General features: G+C 58.1%; 18 protein-coding genes. 14 read left to right on the forward strand and 4 right to left on the reverse strand.

The features are described 5' to 3' along the window. Positions 1-234 precede the first annotated feature (234 nt). On the forward strand, positions 235-1,002 hold the full coding sequence (locus KW837_RS22140; protein ID WP_218398641.1) for an FCD domain-containing protein: 768 nt from the start codon (positions 235-237) through the stop codon (positions 1,000-1,002). 142 nt (positions 1,003-1,144) lie between these two features. Here the strand turns inward: KW837_RS22140 and smpB are convergent, their stop codons facing one another. Next, positions 1,145-1,627, reverse strand: a complete 483-nt coding sequence (gene smpB / locus KW837_RS22145) for an SsrA-binding protein SmpB (protein ID WP_007900551.1) — start codon at positions 1,625-1,627, stop codon at positions 1,145-1,147. 118 nt (positions 1,628-1,745) lie between these two features. On the opposite strand from smpB, the gene KW837_RS22150 reads away from it, so the two are divergent. From KW837_RS22150 to KW837_RS22160, 3 genes are read left to right on the forward strand one after another with little or no spacing between them, the layout of a single operon-like run. Further along, positions 1,746-3,149, forward strand: a complete 1,404-nt coding sequence (locus KW837_RS22150; RefSeq protein WP_123498868.1) for a sodium-dependent transporter — start codon at positions 1,746-1,748, stop codon at positions 3,147-3,149. Positions 3,150-3,156: 7 nt separating this feature from the next. Continuing rightward, positions 3,157-3,591 carry a type II toxin-antitoxin system RatA family toxin gene (locus KW837_RS22155; protein ID WP_008067191.1) on the forward strand — a complete coding sequence of 145 codons (435 nt, stop codon included), beginning with the start codon at positions 3,157-3,159 and terminating at the stop codon, positions 3,589-3,591. Beyond that, complete coding sequence (locus tag KW837_RS22160) at positions 3,584-3,898, forward strand: RnfH family protein (RefSeq protein WP_192346343.1); 315 nt, start codon at positions 3,584-3,586, stop codon at positions 3,896-3,898. Before KW837_RS22155 ends, KW837_RS22160 begins: the two co-directional genes overlap by 8 nt. 61 nt (positions 3,899-3,959) lie before the next feature. Here KW837_RS22160 and KW837_RS22165 read toward each other — a convergent pair whose 3' ends face one another. Further along, the gene (locus KW837_RS22165; protein ID WP_007900538.1) at positions 3,960-4,487 is read right to left on the reverse strand and encodes an outer membrane protein assembly factor BamE; all 528 of its coding nucleotides are present in this window, start codon (positions 4,485-4,487) and stop codon (positions 3,960-3,962) included. A gap of 97 nt (positions 4,488-4,584) precedes the next feature. Here KW837_RS22165 and fur point away from each other — a divergent pair, with 97 nt between their 5' ends. Then, positions 4,585-4,989, forward strand: a complete 405-nt coding sequence (fur, locus tag KW837_RS22170) for a ferric iron uptake transcriptional regulator (protein WP_003197684.1) — start codon at positions 4,585-4,587, stop codon at positions 4,987-4,989. Positions 4,990-5,064: 75 nt separating this feature from the next. Here fur and recN read toward each other — a convergent pair whose 3' ends face one another. Then, positions 5,065-6,738, reverse strand: a complete 1,674-nt coding sequence (gene recN / locus KW837_RS22175) for a DNA repair protein RecN (protein ID WP_008067195.1) — start codon at positions 6,736-6,738, stop codon at positions 5,065-5,067. Positions 6,739-6,979: 241 nt separating this feature from the next. Here recN and grpE point away from each other — a divergent pair, with 241 nt between their 5' ends. The 8 genes from grpE to KW837_RS22215 all read left to right on the forward strand — a co-directional run bounded on the left by grpE (position 6,980) and on the right by KW837_RS22215 (position 17,444). After that, positions 6,980-7,546, forward strand: a complete 567-nt coding sequence (grpE, locus tag KW837_RS22180) for a nucleotide exchange factor GrpE (RefSeq protein ID WP_007900531.1) — start codon at positions 6,980-6,982, stop codon at positions 7,544-7,546. A 102-nt stretch (positions 7,547-7,648) separates the two neighbouring features. Further along, a complete protein-coding gene (gene dnaK / locus KW837_RS22185) occupies positions 7,649-9,565 on the forward strand; it encodes a molecular chaperone DnaK (protein WP_007900530.1) in 1,917 nt (638 codons plus the stop codon). Positions 9,566-9,862: 297 nt separating this feature from the next. Further along, entirely contained in the window at positions 9,863-10,987 is a 1,125-nt protein-coding gene (dnaJ, locus tag KW837_RS22190; RefSeq protein WP_008067198.1) for a molecular chaperone DnaJ, read from the forward strand. Between the two features lie 9 nt (positions 10,988-10,996). Beyond that, positions 10,997-11,803 (forward strand): 4-hydroxy-tetrahydrodipicolinate reductase, encoded by an 807-nt coding sequence (dapB, locus tag KW837_RS22195; protein WP_008067200.1) that lies wholly within the window; start codon positions 10,997-10,999, stop codon positions 11,801-11,803. Positions 11,804-12,062: 259 nt separating this feature from the next. Then, positions 12,063-13,199, forward strand: a complete 1,137-nt coding sequence (gene carA / locus KW837_RS22200; RefSeq protein ID WP_192346341.1) for a glutamine-hydrolyzing carbamoyl-phosphate synthase small subunit — start codon at positions 12,063-12,065, stop codon at positions 13,197-13,199. Between the two features lie 117 nt (positions 13,200-13,316). Further along, positions 13,317-16,538 (forward strand): carbamoyl-phosphate synthase large subunit, encoded by a 3,222-nt coding sequence (gene carB, locus KW837_RS22205; RefSeq protein ID WP_123498879.1) that lies wholly within the window; start codon positions 13,317-13,319, stop codon positions 16,536-16,538. Further along, on the forward strand, positions 16,535-17,011 hold the full coding sequence (gene greA / locus KW837_RS22210; protein ID WP_007942892.1) for a transcription elongation factor GreA: 477 nt from the start codon (positions 16,535-16,537) through the stop codon (positions 17,009-17,011). The genes carB and greA overlap by 4 nt, the downstream gene beginning before the upstream one ends. A 28-nt stretch (positions 17,012-17,039) precedes the next feature. Next, positions 17,040-17,444, forward strand: a complete 405-nt coding sequence (locus KW837_RS22215) for an MFS transporter (protein WP_123498883.1) — start codon at positions 17,040-17,042, stop codon at positions 17,442-17,444. Between the two features lie 9 nt (positions 17,445-17,453). On the opposite strand, the gene KW837_RS22220 is transcribed toward KW837_RS22215, so the two are convergent. Further along, positions 17,454-17,762 carry a YhbY family RNA-binding protein gene (locus KW837_RS22220; protein WP_192346335.1) on the reverse strand — a complete coding sequence of 103 codons (309 nt, stop codon included), beginning with the start codon at positions 17,760-17,762 and terminating at the stop codon, positions 17,454-17,456. Positions 17,763-17,863: 101 nt separating this feature from the next. On the opposite strand from KW837_RS22220, the gene rlmE reads away from it, so the two are divergent. Next, entirely contained in the window at positions 17,864-18,493 is a 630-nt protein-coding gene (gene rlmE, locus KW837_RS22225; protein ID WP_007900501.1) for a 23S rRNA (uridine(2552)-2'-O)-methyltransferase RlmE, read from the forward strand. Positions 18,494-18,571 lie beyond the last annotated feature (78 nt).

The raw sequence follows: 18,571 nt of genomic DNA on the forward strand, positions 1-18,571 counted from the left end.
AGGCACTGGTCAGCGTTCTTGGTTAATTGGTAATACCAATTTACAATCGCTGTTGGCTAGGGTAAAAGCCTTGTATGCGGTGTGTCAATTTGCCGCCCTAAAACTTTTGTCGAATGAGCGGTGCAGAACGCATCTGATCTGTTCGATCAAACGTCGTCTGGTAGGTGCTGGTACAGCGCCAATAGGCCAGAATAGAGAGCCCGGCGAGCCGCCGGGATCGTGGAGAATTGAGTGATGGGGTTTGATCAGATTCGGCAGCGCCGTTTGTCTGACGATATTGTCGAGCAACTCGAGGGGATGATCCTCGAGGGCACATTGAAGGCTGGCGAACGCTTGCCGGCAGAGCGCGCGTTGGCCGAGCAATTCGGCGTGTCACGCCCTTCGTTGCGCGAAGCGATTCAGAAACTGACGGCCAAAGGGCTGCTGGTCAGTCGTCAGGGCGGCGGTAACTATGTGGTGGAATCCCTGGGCTCGACGTTCAGCGATCCGCTGTTGCATCTGCTGGAAAGCAACCCCGAGGCCCAGCGCGATTTGCTGGAGTTTCGTCATACGCTGGAAGCCTCCTGTGCTTACTACGCGGCATTGCGCGCCACCGACCTGGATCGCGAGCGGCTGACGGCGGCATTCGACGAGTTGCAGGACTGCTATTCGCGTCATGACGAAGTGAGTCGGCTAGAAGAGGGCGCGGCGGACGCAAAATTTCACTTGGCGATCGCCGAAGCGAGTCATAACGCGGTGTTGCTGCACACCATTCGTGGGCTGTTCGACCTGCTCAAGCGCAACGTGGTGACCAACATTGGCGGCATGTACAAACAGCGCTCCGAAACCCGCGATATGCTGATTGCGCAGCACAGAGAATTGTACCTGGCGATTATCGAAGGAAAGGCGGAGCAGGCGCGGGAGGTTTCCAGTCGACACATTCTGTATGTGCAGGAAGTGCTGGAAGAGGTGCGTCAGGAAGTGCAGCGCGTGGCTCGGGCGGAGCGGCGCAAGGGGATGTAGTCAGTTAGTTCTGTGGTGATTGGACGATTGCATTCGCGAGCAAGCCCGCTCCCACAGGTTCCGGGTCTGCCACATAAATGTCGGCATCCACGGATAATGTGGGAGCGGGCTTGCTCGCGAAAGCGATCTGAAGGCGAAAGAACTAGTCTTCCTTGCCCTTGTTTCGCACCGCACGCTGCAACTCACGACCGGCGTCGCGCTCGCGTTCGGTATCACGCTTGTCGTATTCCTTCTTGCCCTTGCCCAGAGCGATCTCGCACTTGACCATGTGCTTGCTCCAGTACCAGGACAGGCACACGCAGGCGTAACCTTTTTGCTGCACGGCAGCAGCCAGCTTTTCCAGCTCGCGCCGGTTGAGCAGCAATTTGCGGGTGCGGGTCGGATCGGCGATGACGTGGGTGCTGGCCGTCATCAATGGCGTAATGTGGCTGCCGAGCAGCCAGGCTTCGCCATCTTTGAGCAGCACGTAACTGTCAACCAGTTGTAGTTTGCTTGCCCGCAAACTTTTTACTTCCCAGCCGGCCAGGACCAGACCAGCCTCGAACTTATGCTCGATGAAGTAATCGTGTCGCGCCTTTTTGTTCTGCGCGATGGTCCCTGTTGGGTGTTTCTTCTGTTTAGCCATAGGGGCGGCATTATAGGGAGTTGCAAGCGAGTCGGCTACGGTATCGCTACGTGCTTGAGCAGGTTGATTGAATCCCGGACAATGCGGCCTCTTTTTTGAACGCTTGGGCGTGATAACGATGTCGACAGACAAGGTTTCTGTCCACGGCAGTTGGGCTAGCCGCTGGGTCTTCATACTCGCCGCGACCGGTTCGGCCGTGGGTTTGGGTAGTATCTGGAAATTCCCTTACATGGTCGGCGTCTACGGTGGCGGAGCCTTCGTGCTGATGTTCCTGACCTGTATCGCGCTGATCGGTGTGCCCGTGATGCTGGCCGAAACCCTGATCGGCCGCCGCGCACGGCAGAGCCCGGCCAATGCCTTGAAGGTCCTGGCGCTGGAAGCGGGGCATTCGGCGAAGTGGTCCTGGGGGGCGTTTGCCGGGATGATCACGGCGCTGCTGATTCTGTCTTTCTATAGTGTGGTCGGCGGCTGGTCGCTGGACTACATCATCGACATGGGGCGTGGCGACTTCCAGGGCGCGACACCTGATCAGGTCGGCGCCTACTTCGGCAATGTGATCGCCGACCCATGGCGCCTGACACTTTGGCACACGATTTTCATGCTCCTCTCCGCTGTGGTGATCGCCAAAGGCGTAGTCGCCGGGCTGGAGCGCAGCCTGCGAATCATGATGCCGCTGCTGTTCGTGATGGTGATTGTCCTGCTGGGCTACAGCATGACCACCGGCCATTTCATGGAGGGCGTGCATTTCATGTTCGACTTCCACCCGGAAAAAGTGCTCGACGGCTTGCTGCCGGCCATGGGGCATGCGTTCTTCTCCCTGAGCGTGGGCGTCGGTTCGATCATGATCTACGGTGCTTACATGCCGAAGAGCTCGTCGATTTCCGGCACCATTGTCGGTGTGGCGCTGCTCGATACTTTCGTTTCCCTGGTGGCCGGTCTGGCATTGTTTCCGATTGTGTTCGCTGCCGGCCTGAACCCGAGCGAAGGCCCTGGCCTGATGTTCGTCAGCCTGCCATTTGCCTTTGGCAACGTAGCGTTCGGCCAATTGATGGGCGTAGTGTTCTTCGTGCTGGTAGCGATTGCGGCCTGGAGTTCGGCGATTTCCCTGCTCGAGCCAATGGTGGCTTACCTGGTTGAGCGTACGAAGATCAGTCGTGCCTGGGTTACCTTCTGGTTGGCATTCATCTGCTGGTTCGTCGGTCTGGGTACGGTGTTTTCCTTCAATATCTGGAAGCAAGCCAAGTTTTTCGTGAACGAAGGCGGGATGTTCCACCTCTATCAATGGGGAGCCTCCGGTGGTCTGGACTTCTTCGGTGTGATCGATTTCTTCACCTCGCGGATCATGTTGCCACTCGGTGGTTTGTGTTTCGTGGTGTTTGCGGGCTGGGTGATGGGGCGTGAAGCGGTGCGCGACGAATTGTCGATCCGCCGTCCGGTGCTGTTCGCCTTGTCCCTGTTCTTGATGCGCTATGTGGCGCCCATCGGCATTCTTGTAGTGTTTGCCGCCCAGCTGTGGAAGTAACGCTGACATGACGACACACATTCAACGTTCGGCCCTGCTGCCATATCCGGCACAAGCGCTGTATGACCTGGTCAACGACGTGGCCCGCTATCCGGAATTCCTGCCGTGGTGCTCGTCGGCCGAAGTTCTGGAAAGTACTCCTGAGCTCATGCGCGCCAGCGTCGGCGTGGCCAAGGGCGGCCTTAGTCAGCATTTCGTGACGCGTAACACCCTGGTGCCCGGGCATTCGATCGAGATGAACCTCGAAGAAGGTCCGTTCAGCCAGTTGCATGGCATCTGGGTGTTCAAGCCGTTGGGCGAGAAGGCCTGCAAGATCAGTCTGGACTTGTCATTCGACTATTCGGGGCCGCTGGTGCGTGCGACGTTGGGGCCTTTGTTCAATCAGGCGGCGAATACGCTGATGGACGCGTTTTGCCAGCGTGCGAAACAGATGCATGGTTGAGGCCGTGATCAAGGTTGAAGTGGTGTATGCCGCTGTAGATCGTCAGCTATTGCTGACCGTAACGGTGCCGGTGGGTGCAACAGTGCGAGATGCGTTGCTCAAATCCGGCCTGAACAGCGAATTCCCTGAGCTGGATCTGGCCAGTTGTCCGGTTGGGATCTTTGGCAAAGTGATCGCTGAGCCGGCCAATCGTCCGGTTCAGGCGGGGGATCGCCTCGAGATTTACCGACCGTTGCTCGCCGATCCAAAAGAGGTTCGCCGGTTGCGTGCAGCCAAAGCGGCCGAGGCCAAAGCCCGGAATCAGTGATCCGGTTAAACGCCAGGCGATAAAAAACCCGGACATGCCGGGTTTTTTATTGCGTCGCAAATTATTGCGGCGAGGTTTCCAGCGGTTCTGGCGTCGGGACTGGAACGGTTTCCACGTTGTCCACGTCCTTCTGGATCTGATCCAGCAACGACCCAGGCTTGACCGGTTTTTCTGGCTTCGGCTTCTCGGCGTTTTCGGCAGGCGCGGTCACGGTAGTGTCGCTGTCCTTGCCGAGAATGGCTTCGTCGCGGCTCACGCCTGGCATGAAATCGCCAGAGAGGCTGACAAGTTGGTCATTTGGGTTGAAGATAACGCTAATGCGTTCCTGTTGGCGTTCTCCGCCACCCGGTTGCAGGCTGTACAGATAATCCCAGCGATCGGCATGGAACGTGTCGGTCAGCAGAGGGTTACCCATGATAAACCGTACTTGCCGGCGGGTCATTCCCGGGCGTAACTGGTCTATCATGTCCTGCGTGACGACATTGCCCTGCTGGATGTCGATTTTGTAAACCCCGGGGAATGAACAACCGGCGAGTGCGAGCAGTCCCACAAAGGTGAAACTGGTTAGCAAGAGCTTGGTGTTTTGCATCGGTGGGCGACTTCCACTATCTTGGCTGGGACAACGTAAACGCCGATCATACCCGCATTAAGAGAAGCTGCGAAGCAGCATCGCGAGAAAGCTGACCATGGTTGAAAATAGCGAACTACGCAAAGCCGGCCTCAAAGTGACCCTTCCACGGGTCAAAATTCTGCAAATGCTCGATTCCGCCGAGCAACGCCACATGAGTGCCGAGGATGTCTACAAGGCGCTGATGGAGGCTGGTGAGGACGTCGGTCTGGCCACGGTTTACCGTGTCCTGACCCAGTTCGAGGCAGCTGGCCTTGTGGTGCGGCACAACTTCGACGGAGGCCATGCGGTCTTCGAGCTGGACGACGGCAAGCATCACGACCACATGGTCAACGTCGAGACCAGTGAAGTGATCGAATTCTTCGACGAAGAAATCGAGCGGCTGCAGAAAGCAATCGTCGACAAGTATGGCTTCGAGATGGTTGATCACAATCTTGTACTGTACGTGCGCAAGAAAAAGTAAGCATGTCGCGCGAACTTCAGGTTCGCGAAACGAACGAAGGCGACCCCAGGGTCGCCTTCGTGCTTTCTGCTGTTCTTAAATTTTCGCGGTAACGACCATCTTTTTCGCGTGAGCCAGTGATTCCTTGGTGAGATCGATGCCGCCCAGCATCCGTGCCACTTCTTCAACGCGATCGGTCTTGCTCAGTTTGGAGACGGCTGTATGCGTGGCGTCTTCACCGCGGACCTTGTGTACAAATAGATGTTGATGCCCCTGCGCCGCCACTTGCGGCAAGTGAGTCACGGTCAGAACCTGCCCACGCTCCCCGAGGCGTCGCAGCAACTGGCCGACAATCTCGGCGGTCGGGCCGCCGATACCCACGTCCACTTCGTCGAACACCAGTGTCGGTACGCGGGAAGTCTGTGCAGTAATCACCTGAATCGCCAGGCTGATACGCGACAGTTCGCCACCCGACGCCACTTTTGCCAGGGCTTTCAATGGTTGCCCCGGGTTGGCGCTTACCAGCAGTTCTACTTGTTCGAGTCCATTGGGCAGCAGTTCGTCGCTGCTGTTGGGGCGCAGTTCGATGGTGAAGCGGCCGCCGGGCATGCCCAAACGCTGGATTTCCTGTTCCACGGCGCTGGCCAGGCTGCTTGAGGCTTGATGTCGCAGATCGCTCAGCTCACGGGCCTTCTCCTGGTAATGGCGGGCGTAGGAGGCCAGCTCATCGCTCAGGCGTTCGATGGATTCGTCGTTGGCATTCAGGGTTTCGATTTCATCGAGTAGCTTCTGCTGCATCTCGGCGACCTCGGTCGGCTGGATGCGGTGTTTGCGCGCCAGGGTGTAGATGGCATCGAGGCGTTCTTCCAGGTATTGAAGGCGGGCCGGGTCGGCGTCGAAATTGTCGAGGAAACGGTTGAGCTCGCCCACGGCTTCTTCAACCTGAATCTGCGCGCTGGTCAGCAGGCTGCTGGCTTCGCCCAAGGCGCCGATCGAATTGTTCACGCTCGATAGGCGATTAAGGCTGGCGGTGAGCGCGTTCAATACGTTGCCGGAATCACTTTCGCTGCATTGTTCGACCACTTGCCGACAAATGCCCAGCAGGGTTTCGGCGTTGGTCAGGTTCTTGTGTTCCTGTTCCAGCTGCTCCAGCTCGGTTTCGCCAAGGCCGAGGTTTTCCAGTTCTTCGAGTTGGTAGCTGAGCAATTGATGGCGGGCGCGTTGTTCGTCGCCGGAGTTGGAAAGGCGTTCCAGTTCCTGGCGGGTCTGGCGCCAGCGTTGGGCAGCCAGTTGCACCTGGCGGGCGAGGTCTGTGGCACCGGCGTATTCGTCGAGCAGGCGGCGATGGGTATCGGTTTTGAGCAGGGATTGGTGTTCGTGCTGGCTGTGGATATCGATCAGCAACTCGCCCAGGGCCTTCAAGTCACCGAGAGGGCAGGGGGTGCCGTTGATATAGCCGCGGGATCGCCCTTCAGCGGTGATCACTCGACGCAGAATGCACGGGCCGTCGTTCTCGAGGTCGCGCTCGGCCAGCCAGGCGCTGGCTTCCGGGATGTCGATCAGGTCGAAGGTGGCCAGGATATCGGCCTTGTCGGCGCCCGGGCGGACCACGCCGCTGTCGGCGCGATCGCCCAGGGTCAGGCCCAGGGCGTCGAGCATGATCGACTTGCCGGCGCCGGTTTCCCCTGTGATCACGCTCATCCCGCGATCGAGTTCGAGATCGAGATGTTCAACGATGGCGTAGTTATGTACGGACAGGTGCACCAGCATAAAGGCCGCTCCCAGGCTTTAAGTCTGGTTATTTATACAGTGTTTTGTTTCGGGCTGACAATGCCCTCTCTTAGGTCGATTTGCTTGATTTGCGAAAATCCTTAGCGCAATGAGGAATGACAATGCAGCTGTTTTTTGTAGGGGTAATCATCAAATAGCCCTTGAAGCTGAATTTTGCGGCCCCATATACCGGGGCAGAAGCGCGAGTTGAGCTCGCGGACGATATTGGAAGGAGAAATCTATGGCTGACGAACAGACAGTGGATACGCAAAATCTAGACGCCAACCAGGGCCCCGAGGCTTCGGGTGAAGACCTGGCGGCTCGTGTACAAGTGCTCGAAGAGCAATTGGCTGGTGCGCAGGATCAGGCTTTGCGTGTAGCCGCCGATCTGCAGAACGTCCGCCGCCGTGCCGAGCAGGACGTTGAAAAGGCTCACAAATTCGCCCTGGAAAAGTTCGCTGGCGACCTGCTGCCGATCATCGACAGCCTGGAGCGCGGCCTGGAGCTGTCCAACCCTGACGACGAAAACATTCGTCCGATGCGCGAAGGGATCGAACTGACCCTGAAAATGTTCCAGGACACCCTGAAACGTTATCACCTGGAAGCGATCGATCCTGAAGGCGAACCCTTCAACGCCTCGCATCACCAGGCAATGGCCATGCAGGAAAGCGCCGACGTCGAGCCAAACAGCGTGCTCAAGGTGTTTCAGAAGGGCTACCAGCTTCACGGTCGCCTGCTGCGCCCGGCCATGGTCGTGGTCAGCAAGGCACCTGCACCGGTTTCGCCTTCGATTGACGAGCAGGCTTGAAATTAGCCGCAAGGCCCCCATTTAGAAGTCAAGCGTTTAAGTGCTACCGCAGTCAGCCACCACTACTGCGGCATCCAAATCCAAAGTTTCGGGAGAGTGAACATGGGCAAAATTATCGGTATCGACCTGGGGACTACCAACTCCTGCGTCTCCGTGCTGGAAAACGGCAAAGCCAAAGTTATTGAAAACGCTGAAGGCGCGCGTACCACGCCGTCGATCATCGCTTATGCCAACGACGGTGAAATCCTGGTTGGCCAGTCGGCCAAGCGTCAGGCGGTGACCAATCCGCATAACACCCTGTACGCGGTGAAGCGTCTGATCGGTCGTCGTTTTGACGAAGAAGTCGTACAGAAAGACATCCAGATGGTCCCTTACAAGATCGTCAAGGCTGACAACAACGACGCCTGGGTTGAAGTGAACGGCCAGAAAATGGCGCCGCCACAAATTTCGGCTGAAATTCTGAAGAAAATGAAGAAGACCGCCGAAGACTACCTCGGCGAGCCAGTGACCGAAGCGGTGATCACCGTTCCGGCCTACTTCAACGACAGCCAGCGTCAAGCCACCAAAGACGCCGGCCGCATCGCGGGTCTGGACGTTAAACGTATCATCAACGAACCAACCGCAGCCGCACTGGCCTACGGTATGGACAAGGCCAAAGGCGATCACACCGTGATCGTTTACGACTTGGGCGGCGGTACTTTCGACGTTTCCGTGATCGAAATCGCTGAAGTTGATGGCGAGCACCAGTTCGAAGTGTTGGCCACCAACGGTGACACTTTCCTGGGTGGTGAAGACTTTGACATTCGTCTGATCGACTACCTCGTTGACGAGTTCAAGAAAGAAAGCGGCATGAACCTCAAGGGTGACCCGCTGGCCATGCAGCGCCTGAAAGAAGCCGCTGAGAAAGCCAAAATCGAACTGTCCTCGAGCCAGTCGACCGACGTGAACCTGCCGTACATCACTGCAGACGCTACCGGTCCTAAGCACTTGAACGTGAAAATCTCCCGCGCCAAGCTCGAAGCGCTGGTTGAAGACCTGGTTCAGCGCACCATCGAACCTTGCCGCATCGCGATGAAAGACGCCGGTATCGACGTTGGTTCGATCAACGACGTGATCCTGGTCGGCGGTCAGACCCGTATGCCACTGGTTCAGAAGCTGGTAACCGATTTCTTCGGTAAAGAAGCACGTAAAGACGTCAACCCTGACGAAGCTGTTGCCATGGGTGCTGCTATCCAGGGCGCGGTATTGGCTGGTGACGTGAAAGACGTTCTGCTGCTCGACGTCAGCCCGCTGACTCTGGGTATCGAAACCATGGGCGGCGTAATGACCGCGCTGATCGAGAAAAACACCACGATTCCTACCAAGAAATCGCAAGTGTTCTCGACTGCCGACGACAATCAGGGCGCAGTGACCATTCACGTACTGCAAGGTGAGCGTAAGCAGGCCGCACAGAACAAGTCCCTGGGCAAGTTCGACCTGGCCGAGATTCCACCAGCACCACGTGGCGTGCCACAAATCGAAGTGACCTTCGACATCGACGCCAACGGCATTCTGCACGTCGGCGCGAAAGACAAGGCTACCGGCAAGACTCAGTCGATCGTGATCAAGGCCAACTCCGGTCTGTCCGAGGAAGAAATTCAGCAGATGGTTCGCGATGCTGAAGTGAACGCTGAAGAAGACCGCAAGTTCGAAGAGCTGGCCAGCGCCCGTAACCAAGGCGATGCCCTGGTTCACTCGACGCGCAAAATGGTCGCTGATGCTGGCGATAAAGTGAGCGCTGAAGAGAAGACTGCAATCGAAGCCGCTGTAGTTGCCCTGGAAACCGCCATCAAAGGCGACGACAAGGCCGCTATCGAAGCCAAGGTTGAAGAGCTGTCCAAAGTCTCCGCGCCAGTGGCTCAGAAGATGTACGCCGACCAGGCTCAGCCAGCTGAAGGCGCGGCACCGCACGACGAGAAAGCTGAAAAAGCTGACGACGTCGTCGATGCCGAGTTCGAAGAAGTCAAAGACCACAAGTAAGTTGTTGGTCGCCCGGTTGACTGCCTTCAGGCGGTGACTGGTAGGATGTCGCCGCGCGGGAGCTTGCTCCCGCGTTGGCGTGTCTGGAGTAAGCGAATTTTTACAGCATGCGACAACGCTCGAATGCTGGCGGTATGACCGAAAATGCTCCTGCCTTTCGAGTCGAAAGTACCGCATCGAATCAAAGACCAGGATCGTTGAATTGACGTGAGTTGGGTCCGGGCCTGTATTGGGGCTCAACGAGTTTGGCGAGGCTCAGGAGAGGTTTGCCGAACGTCCTTAAGAGTGCAAAGACTTATGGCAAAGCGTGACTATTACGAAGTATTGGGTGTTGAGCGTGGCTCAAGCGAAGCGGACCTGAAGAAGGCCTACCGTCGCCTGGCGATGAAGCATCACCCGGACCGTAATCCCGATGACAAAGCGTCGGAAGATATGTTCAAGGAGGCCAACGAGGCCTACGAAGTGCTGTCCGATTCCAGCAAGCGCGCGGCCTATGATCAATACGGTCATGCCGGTGTCGACCCGAGCATGGGTGGCGGCGGTGCCGGGTTTGGCGGTCAGAATTTCTCCGACATCTTTGGCGATGTCTTCAGTGACTTCTTCGGTGGCGGTCGCGGCGGTGCTCGTGGCGGCGCTCAGCGCGGCAGCGATCTGCGTTACACCCTGGAGCTGAACCTGGAAGAAGCGGTGCGCGGCACGACCGTGAATATCCGTGTTCCGACATTGGTCAACTGCAAGCCGTGCGATGGCTCGGGCGCCAAGAAAGGCTCCTCGCCGATCACGTGCCCGACGTGCGGCGGTATCGGTCAGGTACGCATGCAGCAGGGCTTCTTTTCGGTGCAGCAGACCTGCCCACGCTGCCATGGCCAAGGCAAGATCATTTCCGATCCGTGCGATTCCTGCCGCGGCGAAGGTCGTGTCGAAGAGTACAAGACCCTGTCGGTGAAAGTGCCGGCCGGTGTCGATACTGGCGACCGTATTCGCTTGTCTGGTGAAGGCGAGGCGGGTGCGCAGGGTGGTCCGACCGGCGACTTGTACGTGGTAATCAACGTGCGCGAGCACGCGATCTTCCAGCGTGACGGCAAGCACCTGTTCTGCGAAGTGCCAATCAGCTTCGTCGATGCAGCGCTGGGCGGCGAGCTGGAGATTCCGACCCTTGATGGTCGGGTCAAGCTGAAGATTCCGGAAGGGACTCAGACCGGTAAGCAGTTCCGTGTTCGCGGCAAAGGCGTCGCGCCGGTTCGTGGTGGCGGTGCGGGTGACCTGATGTGCCGCGTGGCGGTCGAAACCCCGGTCAACCTGGGTCGTCGTCAGCGCGAATTGCTGGAGGAGTTGCGCAGCTCCCTGGCGGGTGACAACAGTCATTCGCCGAAAACCACCGGTTGGTTCGAAGGCGTGAAGCGCTTCTTCGGCGATTTGTAAGGAGTCGGCATGCGACGTATAGCTGTGATGGGCGCTGCCGGGCGCATGGGTAAGATTCTGGTCGAAGCGGTGCAGCAACGCGCGCCGCTGACCGGCCTGACAGCAGCCATCGTGCGCCCCGGCAGCACGCTGATTGGCGTGGATGCCGGTGAGCTGGCATCGCTGGGGCGTATCGGTGTGCCGCTGTCCGGTAAGCTGGATGCGGTGGCCGATGAGTTCGATGTGTTGATCGACTTCACGCTCCCGGAAGTGATGCTGAAAAACCTGGAGTTCTGCCGTAAAGCGGGCAAGTCCATGGTGATCGGCACCACGGGGCTGGACGCGGCGCAGAAGCAGTTGCTGGCCGAGGCGAGCAAGGATATTGCGATTGTGTTCGCGGCCAATTTCAGTGTTGGTGTAAACCTGTCGCTGAAGCTGCTCGATATGGCAGCTCGTGTGCTGGGCGATGAGGCTGACATCGAAATCATCGAGGCCCATCATCGGCACAAGATCGACGCCCCTTCAGGCACGGCTCTGCGCATGGGCGAAGTGATCGCCAGTGCACTGGATCGTGATCTGCAGAAGGTCGCGGTTTATGGTCGTGAAGGTCACACCGGTGTGCGTGAGCGTGAAACGATCGGCTTCGCGACTGTTCGCGGTGGTGATGTGGTCGGTGATCATACGGTGCTGTTCGCCTGCGAGGGTGAGCGACTGGAAATCACGCACAAGGCATCCAGCCGTATGACCTTCGCCAAGGGGGCGGTACGGGCAGCTTTGTGGCTGGACGGTCGTGAACCAGGCCTTTACGACATGCAAGACGTGCTCGACCTGCGGTAAGATGTGCCCGAAATCGGGTTCAAACTCAGCGTTTGAGCCCGGTTTTAAACTGCCAAGCGACGTCCTGTCGCATTCTCCGGCCTTTAGGGCTCATTGGCGGTAGACCAAAAATGCCTTTTTCTGTAAGCTACAGCTTTAGTGTGTCCACTAAAAGCGCGCAGAATAATTCGATGAAGAAGCGGGGTGACGTGTCCATACGTCACTCCGCTTTTTTACAACCTGCGATCGCCCTTTCAGGCTTTATTTACGGGAGGTCTTCTTGACTAAGCCAGCCATACTCGCCCTTGCTGATGGCAGCATTTTTCGCGGCGAAGCCATTGGAGCCGACGGTCAAACCGTTGGTGAGGTGGTGTTCAACACCGCAATGACCGGCTATCAGGAAATCCTTACCGATCCTTCCTACGCCCAACAGATCGTTACCCTGACTTACCCGCACATCGGCAATACCGGCACCACGCCGGAAGACGCCGAGTCCGATCGCGTCTGGTCCGCTGGCCTGGTCATCCGTGACCTGCCACTGGTTGCGAGCAACTGGCGCAACACGATGTCACTGTCCGACTACCTGAAAGCCAACAATGTGGTGGCAATCGCCGGTATCGACACTCGCCGCCTGACACGCATCCTGCGTGAGAAAGGCGCGCAGAACGGCTGCATCATGGCCGGTGACAACATTTCCGAAGAAGCCGCCATCGCCGCCGCCCAGGGCTTCCCTGGCCTTAAAGGCATGGACCTGGCGAAAGTCGTCAGCACCAAAGAGAAGTACGAATGGCGCTCGACTGTCTGGGACTTGAAAACCGACAGCCACGCGACCATCGACGCTTCCGATCTGCCGTACCACGTGGTTGCCTACGACTATGGCGTCAAGGTCAATATCCTGCGCATGCTGGTCGAGCGCGGCTGCCGCGTGACCGTGGTGCCTGCGCAGACTCCAGCCGCCGAAGCATTGGCACTGAAACCGGACGGCGTGTTCCTGTCCAACGGACCGGGCGACCCTGAGCCTTGCGACTACGCGATCCAGGCAATCAAGGACGTGCTGGAAACCGAGATTCCGGTGTTCGGTATCTGCCTTGGTCACCAGCTGTTGGCTCTGGCCTCCGGCGCCAAGACCCTGAAAATGGGCCATGGCCACCACGGTGCCAACCACCCGGTCCAGGATCTGGACAGCGGTGTGGTGATGATCACCAGCCAGAACCACGGTTTTGCGGTAGACGAAGCGACCCTGCCAGGCAACGTTCGGGCGATCCACAAATCGCTGTTCGACGGCACCCTGCAAGGCATCGAGCGTACCGACAAGAGCGCCTTCAGCTTCCAGGGTCACCCTGAAGCCAGCCCTGGCCCGAACGACGTAGCGCCACTGTTTGATCGCTTCATCAACGAAATGGCCAAGCGACGCTAATCGCTCGCCCTGATGTAGCGAAGCCTGAGGGCGGTCCCGAAACCGGTGGCCCCCTCAAGGCTTCAGAGATTGAACAAGACGGCTTGCCGACTGACCTGCGGATTTGAGTGACAACCCATGCCAAAACGTACAGACATTAAAAGCATCCTGATTCTCGGCGCTGGCCCGATCGTGATCGGCCAGGCCTGCGAATTCGACTACTCCGGCGCCCAGGCCTGTAAAGCCCTGCGCGAGGAGGGTTACCGCGTCATCCTGGTGAACTCCAACCCGGCGACCATCATGACCGACCCGGCCATGGCCGACGCCACCTACATCGAACCGATCAAGTGGCAGACCGTTGCCAAGATCATCGAGAAAGAGCGTCCGGACGCGCTGCTGCCAACCATGGGCGGCCAGACCGCTCTGAACTGCGCCCTGGACCTGGAACGCGAAGGCGTTCTGGAGAAGTTCGGCGTAGAAATGATCGGCGCCAACGCTGACACCATCGACAAGGCCGAAGACCGTTCGCGCTTCGACAAGGCGATGAAATCCATCGGTCTGGACTGCCCGCGTTCGGGTATTGCCCACAGCATGGAAGAGGCCAACGCGGTTCTCGAGCGTCTCGGCTTCCCGTGCATCATTCGTCCGTCCTTCACCATGGGCGGCACCGGTGGCGGTATCGCTTACAACCGTGAAGAGTTCGAAGAAATCTGCGCCCGCGGTCTGGACCTGTCGCCGACCAAAGAGCTGCTGATCGACGAATCGCTGATCGGTTGGAAAGAGTACGAAATGGAGGTTGTCCGCGATAAGAAGGACAACTGCATCATCGTCTGCTCCATCGAAAACTTCGACCCGATGGGCGTGCACACCGGTGACTCGATCACTGTTGCGCCAGCACAGACCCTGACCGACAAGGAATATCAGATCCTGCGTAACGCCTCCCTGGCGGTACTGCGCGAGATCGGCGTCGAGACTGGCGGTTCCAACGTCCAGTTCGGCATCTGCCCGAACACCGGCCGCATGGTTGTCATCGAGATGAACCCGCGGGTATCCCGTTCCTCGGCCCTGGCCTCGAAAGCCACTGGTTTCCCGATCGCCAAGGTCGCGGCAAAACTGGCTGTCGGTTACACCCTCGACGAGCTGTCGAACGACATCACCGGTGGCAAGACCCCGGCGTCCTTCGAGCCGTCCATCGACTACGTCGTCACCAAGCTGCCACGTTTCGCCTTTGAGAAGTTCCCGAAAGCCGACGCACGCCTGACCACACAAATGAAGTCGGTCGGTGAAGTCATGGCCATCGGCCGGACTTTCCAGGAATCCCTGCAGAAAGCCCTGCGCGGTCTGGAAGTGGGCGTTTGCGGCCTGGACGAGAAGCTCGACCTGAGCAACCCGGAAAGCATGAGCATCCTCAAGCGCGAACTGACCGTGCCGGGCGCCGAGCGTATCTGGTACGTCGCTGACGCGTTCCGCGCCGGCCTGTCGGTCGAAGATATTTTCGGCATGAACATGATCGATCCGTGGTTCCTGGTGCAGATCGAAGATCTGATCAAGGAAGAAGAGAAGGTCAAGACCCTGGGTCTGGCCAGCATCGACCACGACGTGATGTTCCGCCTCAAGCGCAAAGGCTTCTCCGACATGCGTCTGGCCAAGCTGCTGGGCGTGACCGAGAAGGCTCTGCGTCGCCACCGTCACAAGCTGGAAATCTTCCCGGTCTACAAGCGCGTTGACACCTGCGCGGCCGAGTTCGCCACCGACACCGCTTACCTCTACTCGACGTACGAGGAAGAGTGCGAAGCCGCGCCGTCGGGCCGCGACAAGATCATGATCCTCGGCGGCGGTCCAAACCGTATCGGCCAGGGCATCGAGTTCGACTATTGCTGCGTACACGCGGCACTGGCCCTGCGCGAAGACGGTTACGAGACCATCATGGTCAACTGCAACCCGGAAACCGTTTCCACCGACTACGACACCTCCGATCGTCTGTACTTCGAACCAGTGACCCTGGAAGACGTATTGGAAATCGTCCGCGTCGAGAAGCCGAAAGGCGTGATCGTCCAGTACGGCGGCCAAACCCCGCTGAAACTGGCGCGTGCCCTGGAAGAAGCCGGCGTGCCAATCATCGGCACCAGCCCTGACGCCATCGACCGTGCCGAAGACCGTGAGCGCTTCCAGCAAATGGTTGAGCGTCTGAACCTGCGTCAGCCGCCAAACGCCACCGTGCGCAGCGAAGACGAAGCAATTCGTGCCGCGGCCAAGATCGGTTACCCGCTGGTGGTTCGTCCGTCCTACGTACTGGGCGGCCGCGCGATGGAAATCGTCTACGAAGAAGAAGAACTCAAGCGCTACCTGCGTGATGCGGTGAAAGTGTCCAACGACAGCCCGGTGCTGCTCGATCACTTCCTCAACTGCGCGATCGAAATGGACGTGGATGCGGTCTGCGACGGCACCGACGTGGTGATTGGCGCGATCATGCAGCACATCGAGCAGGCCGGCGTTCACTCCGGTGACTCCGCGTGCTCCCTGCCGCCGTACTCGCTGCCCGCTCACATCCAGGACGAGATGCGCGAACAGGTCAAGAAAATGGCCCTGGAACTGGGCGTTGTCGGCCTGATGAACGTTCAGTTGGCGCTGCAAGGCGAAGACATCTACGTCATCGAAGTCAACCCGCGCGCTTCCCGTACCGTTCCGTTCGTGTCCAAGTGCATCGGTGTTTCCCTGGCAATGATCGCGGCTCGCGTGATGGCCGGTAAAACCCTGAAGGAAATCGGCTTCACCAAAGAAATCATTCCGAACTTCTACAGCGTGAAAGAGGCGGTGTTCCCATTCGCCAAATTCCCTGGCGTGGACCCGATCCTGGGCCCAGAGATGAAGTCCACCGGTGAAGTGATGGGCGTGGGCGACACCTTCGGCGAAGCCTTTGCCAAAGCCCAGATGGGCGCCAGCGAAGTGCTGCCGACTGGCGGTACCGCGTTCATCAGCGTGCGTGACGATGACAAGCCACTGGTTGCAGGCGTAGCCCGTGATCTGATCAACTTGGGCTTCGAAGTGGTCGCCACTGCCGGTACTGCCAGGCTGATCGAAGCCGCAGGCCTGAAAGTGCGTCGTGTGAACAAGGTGACCGAGGGTCGTCCGCACGTGGTCGACATGATCAAGAATGACGAAGTCACCCTGATCATCAACACCACCGAAGGTCGCCAGTCGATCGCCGATTCCTATTCCATTCGTCGTAATGCCTTGCAGCACAAGATCTACTGCACCACTACCATTGCTGCTGGCGAAGCTATCTGCGAAGCGTTGAAGTTCGGTCCCGAGAAGACCGTGCGCCGCTTGCAGGATTTACACGCAGGATTGAAGGCATGATCAAATACCCAATGACCGTCCAGGGCGCGAAAGCCCTGGAAGAAGAACACGCTCACCTGACCAAGGTCGTCCGTCCGAAGCTCAGCCAGGACATCGGTACGGCCCGCGAGTTGGGTGACTTGAAGGAAAACGCCGAATACCACGCTGCTCGCGAGCAGCAGGGGATGGTCGAGGCGCGGATTCGTGACATCGAAGGCCGGATTCAGAATCAGGTCATCATCGATGTCACGACCATTCCTCACACCGGCAAAGTGATTTTCGGCACCACCGTTGAAATCGCCAACGTCGAGACGGATGAGCGCGTCACTTACCACATCGTGGGTGAGGATGAGGCTGACTTCAAACTCGGCAAGATTTCGGTGGGTTCGCCACTGGCTCGCGCCTTGATCGCCAAGGAAGAGGGTGATGTGGTCGCCGTGAAAACGCCGGGTGGCGTTATCGAGTATGAGATTGTCGAAGTTCGCCACCTCTGAAAGAAGGCGCCCGCTACGTGCGGGCGCCATGCTTTGGCAGCTGACCCAAATGTTGTGGGTTGGCGGTCTGTGGCTGTTGCACATCGGTCTGCTGCCGGTGCTGGGGCGAATAGGCCTGGCGCCGCTGCTGATCGACGAAATTGCAGGCATGCTGAATACGCTGATGGTGGGATTTGCCGCAGCGTGTGTGATTTTTCAGGTTTTGGTGCTGGTTCAGGCCGAGGGCCTTGCCAGTCTATGGCGCGATATTCGTGGGCAACTGCTGATGATGGCGCTGTATGGGGGCGCGATGTATTTCGCGGTCCACGTAGGCTGGCCGCAGGCCGCGCATTGGCAGCTGTTCAGCTATCTTGTTCTGGGGTTTTCCGGGCTGGTGCTGGTGATGCAACCGGTGCCGGGATGGAGTGTGAGGGTGCGCGAAGCACACCCTTGACCCTTGTCATCACTTGAAGCGATGGACGTTCGACAGCTGCTTGTTGACGCTGAAGTTCTTGCGGTAAACCAGTGCCATCTTGCCGATGACTTGAACCAGATCGGCTTTGCCGGCCTTGCAGAGTTCTGCAATGGCTGCCAGGCGCGATTCGCGATCGAGGATGTTGAGCTTGATTTTGATCAGCTCGTGATCCGCCAAAGCGCGTTCAAGTTCGGCTAACACACCTTCAGTCAAACCGTTGTCAGCCACAATCAAAACTGGTTTCAGATGGTGGCCAATGGATTTGTACTGTTTCTTCTGCTCTTGAGTGAGCGGCATAATCTGACCCTTTAGTCTGGATTCTGTAAAATGGCGGCCATTTTACCCGAGGGTTCGTGGATCCGCCCAATTAATCACGACCCTTATCATCGAGGTGCCCAATGGCGCGTTCCAAGACAAGCCTTGGTTGGCTGAAAAGACATGTCAATGATCCCTATGTGAAGCAGGCGCAGAAGGATGGTTACCGCTCGCGTGCGAGTTACAAGCTTCTGGAGGTCCAGGAGAAATACAAGCTGATCCGTCCGGGTATGAGCGTTGTCGACCTGGGTGCGGCGCCCGGCGGCTGGTCGCAGGTCACTAGTCGGCTGATCGGTGGTCAGGGGCGTCTGATCGCCTCGGACATCCTGGAAATGGACAGCATTCCGGACGTGACTTTCATCCAGGGTGACTTCACCCAGGACGAAGTGCTCGCTCAGATCCTTGAAGCCGTGGGTAATTCGCAGGTGGACCTTGTGATTTCCGATATGGCCCCCAATATGAGTGGTACGCCTGAGGTGGACATGCCAAAAGCCATGTTTCTATGTGAGCTGGCTCTTGATCTGGCGGCTCGGATACTCAAGCCGGGTGGTAATTTCGTGATCAAGGTGTTTCAGGGCGAAGGGTTTGATGCTTACGTGAAGGACGCTCGTCAGAAATTCGACAAGGTCCAGATGATCAAGCCGGACTCTTCCCGTGGCAGTTCCCGCGAGCAATACATGCTGGCTTGGGGCTACCGCGGCCGTAGTGAGTAAATCGAGGTTTTTTTGCGGGTCGATAGGATTTTCGTATTTCGCCCCGTGAGCATTAGCGAATATTGTGTAGAAAGTGTT

This window comes from Pseudomonas sp. PDM24, assembly GCF_019218905.1.
In the GTDB taxonomy this organism is placed as follows: Bacteria; Pseudomonadota; Gammaproteobacteria; order Pseudomonadales; family Pseudomonadaceae; genus Aquipseudomonas.